General features: G+C 64.3%; 10 protein-coding genes. 6 read left to right on the plus strand and 4 right to left on the minus strand.

Annotated features, from left to right (window positions below; genetic code table 11):
• Positions 1 to 145: 145 nt before the first annotated feature.
• Both FQ755_RS28710 and FQ755_RS28715 read right to left on the minus strand, forming a co-directional pair.
• A complete protein-coding gene (locus tag FQ755_RS28710) occupies positions 146 to 1,018 on the minus strand; it encodes a segregation and condensation protein A (protein WP_144158828.1) in 873 nt (290 codons plus the stop codon).
• 2 nt (positions 1,019 to 1,020) lie between these two features.
• Entirely contained in the window at positions 1,021 to 1,206 is a 186-nt protein-coding gene (locus FQ755_RS28715; RefSeq protein WP_074265491.1) for a DUF3460 family protein, read from the minus strand.
• Between the two features lie 361 nt (positions 1,207 to 1,567).
• Here FQ755_RS28715 and FQ755_RS28720 point away from each other — a divergent pair, with 361 nt between their 5' ends.
• Positions 1,568 to 3,370, plus strand: a complete 1,803-nt coding sequence (locus FQ755_RS28720) for an autotransporter assembly complex protein TamA (RefSeq protein WP_144158831.1) — start codon at positions 1,568 to 1,570, stop codon at positions 3,368 to 3,370.
• A gap of 60 nt (positions 3,371 to 3,430) precedes the next feature.
• Positions 3,431 to 7,564, plus strand: coding sequence for a translocation/assembly module TamB domain-containing protein (locus FQ755_RS28725; protein ID WP_144158834.1), 4,134 nt, complete (start codon positions 3,431 to 3,433; stop codon positions 7,562 to 7,564).
• A gap of 43 nt (positions 7,565 to 7,607) precedes the next feature.
• On the opposite strand, the gene metG is transcribed toward FQ755_RS28725, so the two are convergent.
• Together metG and FQ755_RS28735 are read right to left on the minus strand one after the other, a co-directional pair.
• Positions 7,608 to 9,761 carry a methionine--tRNA ligase gene (gene metG, locus FQ755_RS28730; protein ID WP_144158837.1) on the minus strand — a complete coding sequence of 718 codons (2,154 nt, stop codon included), beginning with the start codon at positions 9,759 to 9,761 and terminating at the stop codon, positions 7,608 to 7,610.
• 424 nt (positions 9,762 to 10,185) lie between these two features.
• Positions 10,186 to 10,836 (minus strand): OmpA family protein, encoded by a 651-nt coding sequence (locus tag FQ755_RS28735; protein WP_144158840.1) that lies wholly within the window; start codon positions 10,834 to 10,836, stop codon positions 10,186 to 10,188.
• A gap of 316 nt (positions 10,837 to 11,152) precedes the next feature.
• Here FQ755_RS28735 and apbC point away from each other — a divergent pair, with 316 nt between their 5' ends.
• The 4 genes from apbC to FQ755_RS28755 all read left to right on the plus strand — a co-directional run bounded on the left by apbC (position 11,153) and on the right by FQ755_RS28755 (position 16,030).
• Positions 11,153 to 12,241, plus strand: a complete 1,089-nt coding sequence (apbC, locus tag FQ755_RS28740) for an iron-sulfur cluster carrier protein ApbC (RefSeq protein ID WP_144158844.1) — start codon at positions 11,153 to 11,155, stop codon at positions 12,239 to 12,241.
• Between the two features lie 119 nt (positions 12,242 to 12,360).
• On the plus strand, positions 12,361 to 12,894 hold the full coding sequence (locus FQ755_RS28745) for a superoxide dismutase family protein (RefSeq protein ID WP_144158847.1): 534 nt from the start codon (positions 12,361 to 12,363) through the stop codon (positions 12,892 to 12,894).
• A 193-nt stretch (positions 12,895 to 13,087) separates the two neighbouring features.
• Positions 13,088 to 13,657, plus strand: coding sequence for a dCTP deaminase (gene dcd / locus FQ755_RS28750; RefSeq protein ID WP_012432068.1), 570 nt, complete (start codon positions 13,088 to 13,090; stop codon positions 13,655 to 13,657).
• A gap of 87 nt (positions 13,658 to 13,744) precedes the next feature.
• The gene (locus FQ755_RS28755) at positions 13,745 to 16,030 is read left to right on the plus strand and encodes an arginine/lysine/ornithine decarboxylase (protein WP_144158849.1); all 2,286 of its coding nucleotides are present in this window, start codon (positions 13,745 to 13,747) and stop codon (positions 16,028 to 16,030) included.

Raw genomic sequence — 16,030 nt, forward strand, 5'->3', positions numbered from 1 at the left:
GTTCGGAGCGCGGGATTGTAGTGGATTTGGCCGGCCGGCGCACCGAAACGAGGCGTACCTCTAGCGAAGCTGGCTGAGCGGGCCGCCCGGCACGCCTCTGCGGCTGCCGTGCCGGCGCCGTTTCGGGACCCGCCTGAACGCGTAGTCAAGCCGGCAGATAAGCCAGTCGCACGTAGATCGGCGCGAACGGTTCGGCCTGGGTGATTTCGATCAGCGATTCGCGCGACAACTCCAGCATGGCGATGAAGTTCACCACCACCACCGGCACGCCGCGCGTCGTGTCGAACAGTTCGGAAAATTCCATGAAGCGGGCGTTTTGCAGACGCCGCAGGATCACGCTCATGTGCTCGCGCACCGACAATTCCTCGCGCGAAATGCGGTGATGCTGCACGAGCTTGGCGCGCTTGATCACGTCGGCCCAGGCGGCGCGCAGATCTTCGCTGTTCACGTCCGGGAAACGCGGCGTGATGCTTTGCTCGATATAGACGTCGGCGCGCAGGAAGTCGCGGCCGAGTTGCGGCAAGTGATCGATCCGCTGGGCCGCGAGTTTCATCTGCTCGTATTCGAGCAGGCGCCGCACGAGCTCGGCGCGCGGGTCCTCGGCTTCCTCGCCGGTGTCCGCCTTCTTGACCGGCAGCAGCATGCGCGACTTGATCTCGATCAGCATCGCCGCCATCAGCAGGTATTCGGAGGCGAGTTCGAGGTTGGTCTGCCGCAACTGTTCGACGTAACCCAGATATTGCGTGGTGACGTCCGCCATCGGGATGTCGAGCACGTTGAAGTTCTGCTTGCGGATCAGGTACAGCAACAGATCCAGCGGGCCTTCGAAGGTTTCGAGGAAGACTTCGAGCGCGTCCGGCGGAATGTACAGGTCCGTCGGCAGCTTGAAGAGCGGCTCGCCGTAGAGGCGCGCGAACGCGATACCGTCGACGGTATCCGGCGTCGAGTCGGTCGCGGGCGCGGCGAGCGCAGCGTCGGGCTGCGCCTTTGCGGCGCGGGCCTCGTCGGCGGCACTCACGTCTAGAAGTTCTGGTAGTACTGGTAGGCGGTCTGTTGCACGCGCGAGGCTTGCTGCTCGGCGCGCTCTTCGAGGTCGATCGGCTGCTTGTCCCACAGCAGCGAACGGCCGCGGCGCTGTTCCGCCTCAAGGGTGGGCTTTTGTTCTTTCAGCTGGTTCAGGAACTGCGTGATGTCCGATTGATACATGGCTCAACGTCCGTATAGGGAATTGGCGGCAGCCGTGGCGACCGTCGCTCGTGTCAATCGCAATTTTACCGCAAGCGCCGCTCGCGGTCGAAAACTCGCGGAACATCAGTCTCATGGCGCCGTCCAAGGCGGGCGCGTGGCGTCGAAGGGGGCGCGGCGACAGACGTGGAGAACGGCATGCCCGGGGCGTTGCCGCAATTCCGGCAAGGCTTGCGCCGCCAATTTCGAGATGATCGCGAGGCGGCCTTGATGTGGTCAAATAGCGAGCTTCAGGCCGCAGCGGTGGCCGGCAAGTGGAATCATTCATCAACTACGGCCGCGGAGGTCCTGTTTGGCGGGTTGTGCGATCGAACCGTCGCGTATGCGCAAGGACCAACCGGATGAGCGGCAGGGGCAGCTCGCGCGCCGCGCGCCGGGCGCGTCGCGCTTCTTGCGCGGCTGGCTGCTGTTCGGCGTCATCTGGCTGGCGTTGGCCGGGGTTCAGGCACGCGCGGCCTACAAGGTGGATATTCAGGCCTCGCCGCGCGCCGTGCGCAAGTTGCTGGAGGAGCATCTGGATATCGCGCGCTTCGCCAAACGCGACGACGTCAGCGACGACCAGTTCAGCTTCCTCGTCACCGCCACCCCGCAGCAGGTGCGTGACCTGACCGCTACCGCGGGTTATTTCTCGCCGGTGGTCCGCACGGATGTGCGCACAGCCGGCGGCAAGAAGCAGGTGACGGTGAGCGTCGATCCCGGTCCGCAAACCACGATTTCTTCCATTTCGCTGTCGTTCAAGGGGCCGGTGCTTACCGAGGACCCGGCGCAGGCCAATGCCACGCGCTTCGCCTTTTCGTTGCACGAAGGCGACCCGTTCTCGCAGGGCGGCTGGGACGACGCCAAAAACGCGGCGCTGCGGGCCTTGCAGGCGCGTCGCTACGTGGCGGCGAAGATCACCCAGTCGCAGGCGCGCATCGATCCGCGCACCCACGAGGCCAAGCTGTCGGTCACCTTCGACAGCGGTCCGACCTTCACGATGGGCAAGCTCGAAGTAACCGGCTCGGAGCGCTATCCCGCGCGGATCGTCGACAACGTGAATCCGATTTCCGTCGGCGCCATTTACGACGTGCAGCGTGTCGCCGAATTGCAGCGCCAGTTGCAGAACACGCCGTATTACGCGAGCGTCGCCATCGACGTCGGCAACGACCCGGCCAAGCCGCTCGAAACGCCGGTGCGGGTTAAGGTCAGCGAGTATCCGTATAACAGCATCCGCGGCGGGGTGGGTTACGCCACCGATACCGGCCCGCAGGTGCAGGGCAATTACTCGTATCTGAACACCTTCGGCAAGGCGTATCCGTTCACGGTGAGCGGGCGCATCGACCAGATCGAGCAGTTCGGCCAGATCCAGCTTTCCATGCCGCCGGGCGCGCGGGCGTGGACCAATAGCGTACTGGCGTCGTACAGCACCACGAACGTGTCCGATACGCGTATCTACAGCATTCGTGCCGGCGTGCAAACCACCCGCACCTCGCAGTATCTCGACTACGGCTATTCGCTGCTCTATTACGACGACCGGCTCGACCAGAACGCGGTGGGGCCGGAGACCGCCCACGCGCTGGTGCCGGCCTGGAGCTGGACGCGCCGCAATACCGACGACCCGTTGTTCCCGCGCTCGGGCAACCTGATTCACCTCGAAGCAGGCTTTGCCGTCAAGGGCGCGGCGGCCGATCAGACCTTCGGGCGCCTCTACGCGCGCGGCCAGCAGTACTTCCCGATCGGCAAGACCGATCTGGTGCTGTTCCGCGCGGAATTCGGCGGCGTGTTCACCGGCGGCAGCTCGACCGGCATTCCGGCCTCGTTGCTGTTTCGCGCGGGCGGCTCGAATTCGGTGCGCGGCTATAGCTACGAGGGCATCGGCAACAGTGTCGACGGCTCGGTGCTGCCCACCAAATATCTGATCACGGCGTCGAGCGAGTATCAGCACTGGTTCACGCACGATTGGGGCGGCGCGGTGTTCTTCGACATCGGCACGGCCACCGACACCTGGCACGAGAAAGTGTTTTACCCCGGCGTGGGGTTCGGCGCGCGCTGGCGCAGTCCGGTGGGGCCGGTGAATGTCGACCTCGCGTATGGCATTCGTAACAAGGACATCCGGCCTTACCTGACGCTAGGCATCGCCTTCTGATTTTCTAACCGTAGCAGTATCGACTGTGGTTTTCTGCCTCCTGATTCGCATGGCTCGAGTATGACGACGGATTCTTCCGCCACCCCTTCTTCACAGACGCCCGACGACGCGACGCCGGGCGGTTCTGTGCCGCCGCCCGCGCCGCGTAAGCGCCGGTTGTGGAAGGCGCTCGCCTGGGCGATGGGCGTGCCGGTGCTGCTCGTGGCGCTGCTGGCCGGGGTGCTGTACGGCGCGGTGGCGACCGAGCGCGGCACGGGCTACGCGTGGCAGGCCGCAGTCAAGCTGCTCGGCGGGCGCCTGAGCGGCACGCTGGAAGGCGGCGCGCTGGCGACCGGTTTGCGGCTCGAGCAGGTGGAGTGGCGCAGTCTCGATGGCAGCGGCACGGACATCAAGGTGGACAAGATCGACGGCCGCTGGGCCGTGAACAGCCGGCCATGGCGCTTTGCGATCGACTACCTGCACGTCGGCACCGTCGACGCGCGGATCGGCTCGTCGTCTTCTTCCAGCAGTGCGCCGCTCAGCCTGCCGAAAGAGCTGCGTCTGCCCATGCAGATCGAAATACGCGACGTGCGGGTGGATAGGCTGCGCCTGCATCAGGGCGCGTCGACGGCGGAGTATTCGCACTTCGCGTTTCATGGACGCAGCGACGGGCGCCATCACGAAGCCGTCATCGATCAGCTCGACACGCCGTTTGGCGCAGTGACGGCGCGGGCGAAACTGGATGGCGTGCGGCCGTTTCCGCTTTCCGGCGATCTCGGCTACGCGGGCAAGGTCAACGAGGAGCCGGTGCAGGTCGGCGGCCGGGTCAGCGGCACACTGGAAACGCTGACGGCCGAACTGGACGCGAGCGGCATGAAGCTCGCCGGCCACGCCCACGTCGAGGCGACGCCGTTTGCGGACGTGCCGTTGCAGCGCGCGACCTTGACGTTCGATCACATCAATCCGCAGGCGTTTGCGCCGGGCGCGCCGCTGGCGGATCTGGCGGTGCGGGCGCAGTTGCAGCCGGTGACGGGAGCGCCTGGCGCCAACGGCTTCGTGGTCGCGGGTCAGGTGTCGATTGTCAACGCGAAACCCGGCGCCATCGACCAGCATCTGCTGCCGCTCATCGACGCGCACACCGACGTGCGGCTCGACGCGCACGCCCAGAGCCTCTCCAACCTGAACGTGCGGCTCGTCCGGCACGCCACGCTCACCGGCGCGGGCGCGTTGACCGGCAAACGCGGCCAGTTCGATCTGCATGTAGCCGGTCTGGATCTGAACGCGCTGCAGGCCACCGTGCGTCCGACCCAGCTCGCCGGCCCGATCGGGATTCGCCTGAACGACGACGTGCAGAGCATCACGCTCGACCTCGCCGACCCCAAGGCCGCGCTGCGCGCCCAGGGCAAGATCACCTTCGACCCGGCGCGTATGAGCTTTAGCGACGTGCGGATCACCTCGGGGCGCGGCCGAATCGACCTTTCGGGGGCCATCAAGCACGACGCCAGTTCCACCTACAACCTGAAAGCGCAACTGACCGATTTCGACCCGCTCGGGCTGACTTCGCAGATGCCGTCGCGCTCGTCCGTCACCGCTGTGCCGCCGGGCGATGGCAAAGGCCGCAGCGATTCCGCCGCCAAGGCCATATCGGCAAAACGGTCAGCGCCTGCCTCCGCCGCCAGGCCGTCGTCGCCGCAAGCGCCGCATTCGCCAGCACCGTCGCCCACGATCCAGGCGCGCGTCAACGGCACGATCACCGCCGCCGGCGTGCTTGGCCCCACCTTCACCACCAAGGCGCAGATCAAACTCGTCGAAAGCGTCTACGACAATCTGCCCATGACCGGCGGCGGCACGATCCAGCTTGCCGGCTCACGGATTCTGCCGAGCCGGCTGTCGCTTTCGGTGGCGGGCAATCAGATCGACCTGCAAGGCAGTTTCGGCGCGCCGGGCGACCGGCTGCGCTTCCGTGCGGACGCGCCGCAAATCGAGCGCCTCGGCTTCGGTCTGGCCGGCCAGCTTGCGGCCGACGGCGACGTGACCGGCTCGTTCGCGCATCCGAATGTCGTGCTGAACTACAAGGCCGACAGCGTCGTGTTCGGCGCCAACCGGCTCGGCCACGCGGAGGGCCACGCCGAGTTGCGCGACGGCGCCAATGGCGCGCTGGTCTTCACCACCGACGCGCGCGACCTGAGCACCAGCGGCGTCGAGCTGTCCAGCTTGAGCGCGCGCCTGAACGGCACTCGCGCGCGCCATACGCTGCAGGCCCAGGCGGTCGGCAAGCTGTATCAGCGGCCGCTCGATCTGGCCTTGGCCGCCAACGGCCGTCTCTCCGACACGCCCGCCGGCACGCGCTGGGACGGCACGCTTACGCAATTGCAGAATCGCGGCACGCCCGCGCTCAACCTCGAGTCGCCGCTCACCATCAGCGCCGCGCCCGGTCATGTGACGCTCGGCGCTACGCGGCTGACGCTGGAAGGCGCGGTGCTCGACCTGAAGTCGTTCGCGCTGGATCAGGGGCGCATCCAGTCGGCCGGCTCGTTGACGGGCGTCTCGGTGGCGCGGTTGATGGCGATCGAGCAGGAGTTCACCGGCGAGCCGCCGCCGCTGAAAACCGATCTGGTGTTCGACGGCGACTGGGACTTTTCGGTGGGCAACACGGCGAGCGGCCATATCCAGTTGAAGCGCCGTGGCGGCGACGTGACGGTGGAAATCGGTAATGGCCTGGCGTCGATGGGCATTACCGACCTGTCGGCGCGTGCCGACTTCAGCGCCGGCAATCGTCTGAACGCGACCGTGCATGCGCAGGCGAGCCGGATCGGCGTGATCGATGCCGACGCCCATACCACGCTCGCCATGAACAATGGCGTGCTGGCCGTCAACGACGAGGCGCCGCTCACCGGCAATATCAACGCCAACGTGCCGTCGCTGAAGACTACCGGCGGCCTGTTCGGCCCGAGCTATATGCTCGACGGCCATCTCGCGCTGAAACTGGCGCTCGGCGGCACGGTGGTGAAGCCGAACCTGTCGGGATCGCTGGTGGGCGATGGTCTGTCCGCCACCATGGTGGATCTGGGCGTGCAACTGAAAGACGGCGTGATCCGGATTGCGCTGTCGCAGAATCTGGTCGACTTCCAGCAGGTCGAATTCCACGGCGCGAGCGGCACGCTGCGCGCCACCGGCCGGGTGCGTCTCGATGGTTCCGAGCCCGATCTGACCGCCAGCATCGTCGCCGACAAGCTGGAACTGTTCGCGGCGCCGGACCGCAATCTGTCGCTGACGGGCAGTGCGACCGTGGCTAACGGCGGCCATCTGGGGGCTATGGACATCAACGGCAAATTCACCGTCGATCGCGCGCTCTTCGACATGCCTGAGCAGTCCGCGCCGAGGCTCGGCGATGACGTCGTGATCGTGCGGCCCGACGGCACGGTGCCGGGCGAAGCGAAGCCGGGCGTGATCGTCAGCGAAAAGCCGGCCAGCCGCTTCGCGCCGCACGCGACCGTCGAGATTAATCTGGGCAACAATTTCCGCTTCCGCGGACAGGGCGCGGACCTCGGTCTGACAGGCAAGATCACCGCGCTGAGTGCGCCCGACACGCCGCTGCGCGCGGTCGGCGACGTGCGCGTGACGCAAGGCTCGACCTATACCGCGTTCGGCCGCAAGCTCAACATCGAAAACGGCTTCTTCACCTTCAACGGTCCGGTGGCCAATCCTGGCATCAACATCCTCGCGATGCGGCGCAACCAGCAGGTCGAGGCGGGCGTGCAGGTCACCGGCACGGTGGATGCGCCGGTCGCCAAGCTGATCTCGGAACCGTCCGTGCCGGATAACGAAAAGCTCTCGTGGCTGCTGTTCGGCCACGGCACCGATCAGGGCAACAACCTCGGTCAGCAAAGCGCGATGACCACCGCGCTGGCGCTGCTCGGCAACACCCAGGGCAAGCGGATCGCGCAGACCTTCGGACTCGACGAGTTTTCGATCGGCACGAGCGATGTGGGACTGACCGATCCGCAGGTGGTGATGGTGTCGAAGGCCATCAATCAGTGGCTGGTGCTCGGTTATGAGCAGGGCCTGCAGTCGGCGAGCAACGCCGTGAAGGCCACCGTCAATCTGACGCGCTACTGGTCGGTGGTGGCCTACGGCGGCACCTTCCAGGGCGCGACGCTTTTCTATACGCGGCGTTTTGACCGGTGGCCGTGGTTTGGCAAGTCGAAGGAGTAGGGCGGCGGATTTTTGCGGCGTCTCGCGCGCTTATTTCACCCGCTCACTTCACCCGCATCCCAGGCTTCGCGCCGCTATGCGGTTCGAGGATGTAGAGACCCGGTTCCGCTTTCTCGTCAGTCGCGGACGCTGCCAGCACCATGCCTTCGGACAGGCCGAACTTCATCTTGCGCGGCGCGAGATTCGCCACCATCACCGTCAGCTTGCCGATCAGTTGCTCCGGCTGATACGCCGACTTGATGCCGGAGAAGACGTTGCGGGTTTTTTCCTCGCCGACGTCGAGCGTCAGTTGCAACAGCTTGTCCGAGCCTTCCACCGCGCGGCAGTCGACGATTTTCGCAATCCGCAGGTCGATCTTCGCAAAGTCGTCGATCGAAATGACGCCGGAGCCGTCGTCTTCAGCGCCGGCCTTGCTGGCTGCCGTAGCGTCGGCTTTTGCCGCCTTGCCGGTTTTGGACCTGGTCTCGGCGGGCGCGGCGGCATCGGTTGCCTGCAGCGATTCGCGATTGGCGGCCAGCAGCGCTTCGATCTGCTTCGGATCGACCCGCGTCATCAGATGCTTGTACGCGTTGATCGGACGCGCCGAACTGAGCGGCGCCGTGGCGTCGGACCACTTGAGCGGTTCGATGGCGAGGAAGCCTTCGACGGATTCCGCGAGCTTCGGCAGCACCGGCTTCAACGCGAGCGACAACAGACGGAACGCCTCGACGCTGACGCTGCAGGTTTCATGCAGCGCAACCGAGTTGGCCGGATCTTTCGCCTGATCCCACGGCTTGGCGGTGTCGACGTAGGCATTCACCGTATCGGCCAGCTCCATGGTCTGACGCAGGGCGCGGCTGTATTCGCGCGCTTCGTAGTGCGCCGCGATCTGCGGAATCGCCTCGCGCAGCGTGCCGAGCAGCGGATGCTGCATGGCACTGTCCTGAATGCGGCCGTCGAAACGCTTGATCAGGAAGCCCGCCGCGCGGCTCGCGATGTTCACGTACTTGCCGACCAGATCGCTGTTCACGCGCGCCTGGAAGTCGTCGAGGTTCAGGTCGAGGTCTTCCATCGTGCTGTTGAGCTTGGCCGCGAAGTAGTAGCGCAGCCATTCCGGGTTCAGGCCGGTGTCGATCACGCTTTGCGCGGTGATGAACGTGCCGCGCGACTTCGACATCTTCGCGCCGTCCACCGTCAGGAAGCCGTGCGCGAACACATTAGTGGGCGTGCGGTAGCCGGAGAATTCGAGCATGGCCGGCCAGAACAACGTGTGGAAGTACAGGATGTCCTTGCCGATGAAGTGATACTGCTCGGCGGTCGACCCCTTGCGGACCCACGCGTCGAAATCGATGCCGCGCTTGTCGGCGAGGTTCTTGAAGCTCGCGTAATAACCGACCGGCGCATCCAGCCACACATAGAAGTATTTGCCCGGCGCGCCCGGAATCTCGAAGCCGAAGTACGGCGCGTCGCGCGAGATGTCCCAGTCGGCGAGTTTGGCTTCGCCGGCGTCGCCGAGCCATTCGCGCATCTTGTTGGTGGCTTCGGGCTGCGCCAGACCGCCGACCCAGCCGCGCAGGAAATTCTCACAGCGCGGGTCGGACAGTCGGAAGAAATAGTGCGTCGAAGTCTTATGGATTGGCGTGGCGCCCGACACCACCGAGTAGGGATTGATCAGCTCGGTCGGTTGATAGGTCGAGCCGCAGACTTCGCAGTTGTCGCCGTACTGATCTTTCGCGTGGCACTTCGGGCATTCGCCCTTGATGAAGCGGTCCGGCAGGAACATTTCCTTGACCGGGTCGTAAGCCTGTTCGATGTCGCGTGCGTCGATCAGGCCCGCTTCCTTGAGCGCGAGGTAAACGTTTTCGCTGAGAACGCGGTTCTCTTCGGAGTCGGTCGAGTAGTAATTGTCGAAGGAAATGCCGAAGCTGTCGAAATCGCGCTTGTGCTCCTGCCAGACGCGCTCGATCAGTTGCTTCGGTGTAATGCCTTCCTTTTCCGCGCGCAGCATGATCGGCGTGCCGTGCGTATCGTCGGCGCCGACGTAATAGACCTCGTGCCCGTGCATTCGCAGCGACCGGACCCAAACGTCCGTCTGGATATATTCGACCAGGTGGCCAATATGGATTTGCCCATTCGCATACGGAAGGGCCGACGTGACGAAGATCTGGCGACGGCCGGACGGCGCGCCTGCGGAAAGACCGGGTGCGGGTGCTGACATAGGGTGTGTGAGGGCTTGCGGAGAGACGAAACTTCGATTCTAGCAGGGCGGCCACGGCACGCAGCCTGGCCGTGTCTGGCGGGCGCCGGTGAAGCGGGCCCCAGCGGGCGATGGCGCGCTGAACCGGCACCAAAAAAAACCGGGGCTATGGGCCCCGGAGCAACAACGACAAGAGGAGAATGGTGCCGCGGCGGCATAGCCAGCCACGTACCGTAAAGACAGACAGCGGATTTTCCGGAGAGTTCGAAATTTTTTCGACTCGCTGACGGAAAACGTCGGGAAGACCTCCGGAAGTCTTCGGCTGCCCGGCAAGCGCCCATTCGGGCGGCTTTTACCGGCCGGGTTCATCCGCCCCGGCCGTTTTATGTGGTCCGCCGGACGGCGCGGACCTCTTCCCCATCTTGCCTGCTGTTGCCTGGCGTGCTTACTGAGCGTGCTGGGCGGTTGCGCGCAGATAGATTTCCACGCGGCGGTTCGCGGCGCGGCCGGCCTCGGTGCTGTTGTCGGCCACCGGGTTGTTCTGGCCCATGCCTTGTGCAGACAGGCGCTGCGGATTGATGCCGCGCTGGCCCAGGTAGCCGGTCACGCTTTGCGCGCGGTTCACCGACAACGTCTGGTTGTAGTCCGCCGAACCCGTGCTGTCCGTATAACCGACCACTTGCGCGATGATTTCCGGATTCTGCGTCAGCGTCTGCGACAACTGGTCGAGCACCGGTGCGAACGACGGCTTGATCGCGTAGCTATTCGTGTCGAACGTGACCGAGCTCGGGATGTTCAGCTTGAGCGAGCCGTCCGGCTGCTCGGTAATCTGCGTGCCCGTACCCTTGGTGGCGCCCGACAGCTTGTTGTGGATGTTTTGCCAGTTGTAGCCGGTGATGCCGCCCACCGCCGCACCGACCCCGGCGCCGATGGCCGCGCCCTTGCCACCGCCGAAGATCGCGCCGAGCGCGGCGCCCGTACCGGCGCCCACGCCGGTGCCGACCGCCGTGTTGGTGCCCTGCTGGGTGGCGCAGCCTGCGAGCAGCGAGCCGGCCACGGCGAATACGGCGAAGCGAGTCATGACTTTTGCGTTCATTTTTAAGTCCTCTTGATTATTAAAGCGGCTTGACCTTTAACGAAGCCGCGTGGATACCGCACAGCAACCGCGCGATGCCCAATGCAAACACTGTGCATGGTCGACACAGCGAAGAAGGGTCTTCCGGCAACGCCCGGCCTCAACCACTACAATGATGACTGAAGTAAGCGGCGCTGCGACCCGGCGGCCTGTTGCTGCCGAAGGTTGCCCGGCAAGGCCGGTTTTCGCAATGCCGCATAACAATTTCTTTCAATTTCCAGTCGGTGGCCGAAAACTTCGATTCGGCCGCGCCGCAAGTGTTCCCCACGGAGTCTCAATGAGCATTGATCGGGCATTGGTCGACGCAGCCCTCGCGAGCGTCGCTGACCCCAACACGGGCCGGCCGTTCGCGGCGGCCAAGAACCTCAAGAACACCACCGTCGATGGTGCCACGGTTAGCGTCGAAGTGGTACTCGGCTATCCGGCTAAACGCCAGTTTGAAGCGATTCGCACGCTGGTCGCGAACGCGCTGCTGGCGGTACCCGGAGTAAGCGAGGCGCGCGTGCAGGTTTCGCAGCAGATTGCGGCGCATACGGTGCAACGCGGCGTCAAACTATTGCCGAACGTGAAAAACATCGTCGCGGTGGCGTCGGGCAAGGGCGGGGTCGGCAAGAGCACGACCGCCGTGAACCTGGCGCTGGCGCTGGCGAGCGAGGGCGCGTCGGTGGGCATTCTGGACGCCGATATCTACGGCCCCTCGCTGCCCATGATGCTTGGCATTGAGGGCCGTCCGGAATCGCAGGACGGCCAGTCGATGAATCCGATGCGCGGCCACGGCTTGCAGGCCAACTCGATCGGCTTTCTGATCGAGCAGGACAATCCAATGGTCTGGCGCGGTCCGATGGCCACCTCCGCGCTCGAACAGCTGCTGCGGCAGACGAACTGGGAAGATCTCGACTACCTGGTCGTCGACATGCCGCCGGGCACCGGCGACATCCAGTTGACGCTCTCGCAGCGCGTGCCGGTGACGGGCGCGGTGATCGTGACGACGCCGCAAGATATCGCCCTGCTCGACGCCAAGAAGGGCCTCAAGATGTTCGAGAAGGTCGGCATTCCGATCCTCGGCATCGTCGAGAACATGGGCATGCATATCTGCTCGAATTGCGGCCACGAAGAGCCTATTTTCGGCGCTGGCGGCGGCGACAAGATGGCGCAGGAATACGGCGTCGAAGTGCTCGGCAGCCTGCCGCTCGACATCGCCATCCGCGAGCAGGCCGACTCTGGGCGGCCGACCGTGGTGGCCGATCCCGAGGGGCGGATCGCCGGCATTTACCGCGAGATCGCGCGCAAGGTGGCGATCCATATTGCCGAGCGCGCGCGCGACATGACGTCGAAGTTTCCGCACATCGTCCTGCAGAACACCTGAGAGTCCTGTAGGAACGCGGGCGGAGGCGTCAGCGAGGCCTCTGCTCGCGGTATCATGTCGACTTCATCAGGTTCGGCTCGGCGACCGCAGGGGCGGCCGGCGGTCGACAAGAGGATCGCATGGGAAAACGAATCGACGGGCAGGCGGTGCATGCGTTCATCGTCCTGGCTGCCAGCAGTCTGCTGCTATGCGGCTGCACTACCTTTCTGAGACCACAGGAAAAGCGCGCTGAGGCCCAACTGGTGCCCGCCGTGGGAAGCCAGACGCGCGGTCTGGTGACTTTCATCGAGCGCTCGGATGGCGTACAGGTGACTTACAACCTTTCGGGCCTGCCGCCCGACAGCGACCACGCTCTGCAGGTGCACGAGCGCGGCGATTGCAATTCGGTGGACGGTTCGAGCCTGGGCGCGGTATTCGCCCCAGCGGCCGAGCGTCTGAAGATGGGCGCGCGGGTCGAAGGCGATCTCGGCAATATCCACGCGGATTCGAACGGCGTGGCGAGCGGCTTTATCGTCGCGCCTGACGTGTCGCTCGACGGCATCCGCTCGGTGCTGCAGCGCGCGGTCGTCGTGCATCGCGACGCCTCCGATCCCTACGCCTGGCCGCAACACGGCGCGGGCGCGCCGCTCGCCTGCGGCGTGATCCGGCAATAGCGCGCCAGCGGCACCTTTGCTGTGTCGTGGCTTGGCGCGCGGGGCGGTTTGCCGCGCTTCGCCACGGTTGCAGCAGCCGCGCGCCGATCGCGTAAAATAAGCGCCTTTCGTCCGGCAGCACGTGGCTCCATAGGGCGCCAGCCGGACTTCACCCCGAATTCATTCCGCATTTACCCGTCAGCAGCGTTCAACTATGACCATCAAATCCGACAAGTGGATCCGGCGCATGGCCGCGTCGCACAACATGATCGAGCCGTTCGCGCCCGACCAGGTGCGCGTTTCCGAGGACGGCCGGAAGATCGTCAGCTATGGCACGTCGAGCTACGGCTACGACATTCGCTGCGCGGACGAATTCAAGATCTTCACGAATATCAATTCGACCATCGTCGATCCCAAGAACTTCGACGAGAAGTCGTTTGTCGATTTCAAGGGCGATGTCTGCATCATCCCGCCGAACTCGTTCGCGCTGGCCCGCACGGTCGAATATTTCCGCATTCCGCGCAGCGTTCTGACCGTGTGTCTGGGCAAATCCACTTATGCGCGTTGCGGGATCATCGTCAACGTGACGCCGTTCGAACCGGAATGGGAAGGTCATGTGACGCTGGAATTCTCAAATACGACACCTTTGCCTGCGAAAATCTACGCGAACGAAGGCGTCGCCCAGGTGCTGTTTTTCGAAAGCGACGAAATTTGTGAGACGTCGTACGCGGATCGCGGCGGCAAATATCAAGGTCAGCACGGCGTGACGTTGCCCAAAACGTGACGCCCGCAGCGTACTGACCCACCCGGAAATACAGGTGACCGCTGCTCTTTATCCAAGACAGCGGTCGTTCCTTTTGGAGAATCGCCCATGAAGTTTCGTTTTCCCGTCGTCATCATTGACGAAGATTTCCGCTCCGAGAACATCTCGGGTTCCGGCATCCGGGCGCTCGCCGAAGCAATCGAGAAAGAAGGCGCGGAAGTGCTCGGGCTGACGAGCTATGGCGATCTGACCTCGTTCGCGCAACAGTCGAGCCGGGCGTCGTGCTTCATTTTGTCGATCGACGACGACGAACTGCTGCCGTATTCCGACAACGTGGTGGTCGAAGGCGACGCGCCCGAACTGGCCGCGGCGATCGTCGCACTGCGCGCGTTCGTGACGGAAGTGCGCCGCCGCAATGCCGATATTCCGATCTTCCTGTACGGCGAAACGCGCACCTCGCGCCATCTGCCCAACGACATCCTGCGTGAGCTGCACGGCTTCATTCACATGTTCGAGGACACGCCGGAATTCGTCGCGCGCCATATCATCCGCGAGACCAAGGTGTACCTGGATTCGCTCGCGCCGCCGTTCTTCAAGGAACTGGTGCAGTACGCGGACGAAGGCTCGTATTCGTGGCACTGCCCGGGACACTCGGGCGGCGTGGCGTTCCTGAAGAGCCCGCTCGGCCAGATGTTCCACCAGTTCTTCGGCGAAAACATGCTGCGCGCGGACGTATGTAATGCCGTCGACGAACTCGGCCAGCTACTCGATCACACCGGCCCGGTGGCCGCCTCCGAGCGCAATGCCGCGCGCATTTTCAGCGCCGACCACGTGTTCTTCGTGACCAACGGTACGTCGACCTCGAACAAGATCGTCTGGCACGGCACGGTGGCGCCGGGCGACATCGTGCTGGTGGACCGCAACTGCCACAAGTCGATTCTGCACGCCATCACCATGACCGGCGCGATTCCGGTGTTCCTCACGCCGACGCGCAACAACTTCGGCATCATCGGCCCGATTCCGCGCAGCGAGTTCGAGCCGGAGAACATCAAGAAGAAGATTCTCGCGAATCCGTTCGCGCGCGAAGCGCTGGCGAAGAATCCGGACATGAAGCCGCGCATTCTGACCATCACGCAGAGCACCTATGACGGCGTGATCTACAACGTCGAGATGATCAAGGAAATGCTCGGCGACTGGCTCGATACGCTGCACTTCGACGAAGCGTGGTTGCCGCATGCCGAGTTCCACGAGTTCTACCAGGACATGCACGCCATCGGCGCGGGTCGTCCGCGCATCGGCGCGCTGGTGTTCGCGACGCACTCGACGCACAAGCTGCTGGCCGGCATTTCGCAGGCGTCGCAGATCGTCGTGCAGGATTCGAAGAACAGCCGCTTCGACAAGCATCGTTTCAACGAAGCGTATCTGATGCATACGTCCACGAGCCCGCAATACGCGATCATCGCCTCGTGCGACGTGGCCGCGGCCATGATGGAAGCGCCGGGCGGCACCGCGCTGGTGGAAGAGTCGATCGCCGAGGCACTCGATTTCCGTCGCGCCATGCGCAAGGTCGACGACGAATACGTCGACGACTGGTTCTTCAAGGTGTGGGGTCCGGAGGAATTCGCGGAAGAGGGCATCGGCTCGCGCGAAGACTGGATGCTGCGCCCGAACGACGCGTGGCACGGCTTCGGCCCGCTCGCCGAAGGCTTCAACATGCTCGACCCGATCAAGGCGACCATCGTTACGCCGGGTCTGGACATGGACGGCGGTTTCGGCGAGTCGGGCATCCCGGCGGCGATCGTCACGAAGTACCTGGCGGAGCACGGCATCATCGTCGAGAAGACCGGCCTGTATTCGTTCTTCATCATGTTCACGATCGGCATTACCAAGGGCCGCTGGAACTCGATGGTGACCGAGCTGCAGCAGTTCAAGGACGACTACGACAACAACCAGCCGCTGTGGCGCGTGCTGCCGGAATTCGTCGCGCATCACCCGATGTACGAGCGCGTCGGTCTGCGCGATCTGTGCGAGCAGATTCACAGCGTCTACCGTGCCAACGACATCGCGCGTCTGACCACCGAGATGTACCTGTCGAGCATGGAGCCGGCCATGAAGCCGTCCGACGCGTTCGCCAAGCTCGCGCACCGCGAGATCGACCGGGTGCCGATCGACGAACTCGAAGGCCGCGTCACGTCGATTCTGCTCACGCCGTATCCGCCGGGCATTCCGCTGCTGATTCCGGGCGAGCGATTCAACAAGACCATCGTCAATTACCTGCGTTTTGCGCGCGAATTCAACGAGCGCTTCCCGGGTTTCCACACGGATATCCACGGGCTGGTGGGTGAGATGATCAACGGCCGCATCGAGTATTTCGTCGATTGCGTGCGCGCCTGA

The organism is Paraburkholderia sp. BCC1885 (assembly GCF_900996235.1).
Classification (GTDB): domain Bacteria; phylum Pseudomonadota; class Gammaproteobacteria; order Burkholderiales; family Burkholderiaceae; genus Paraburkholderia.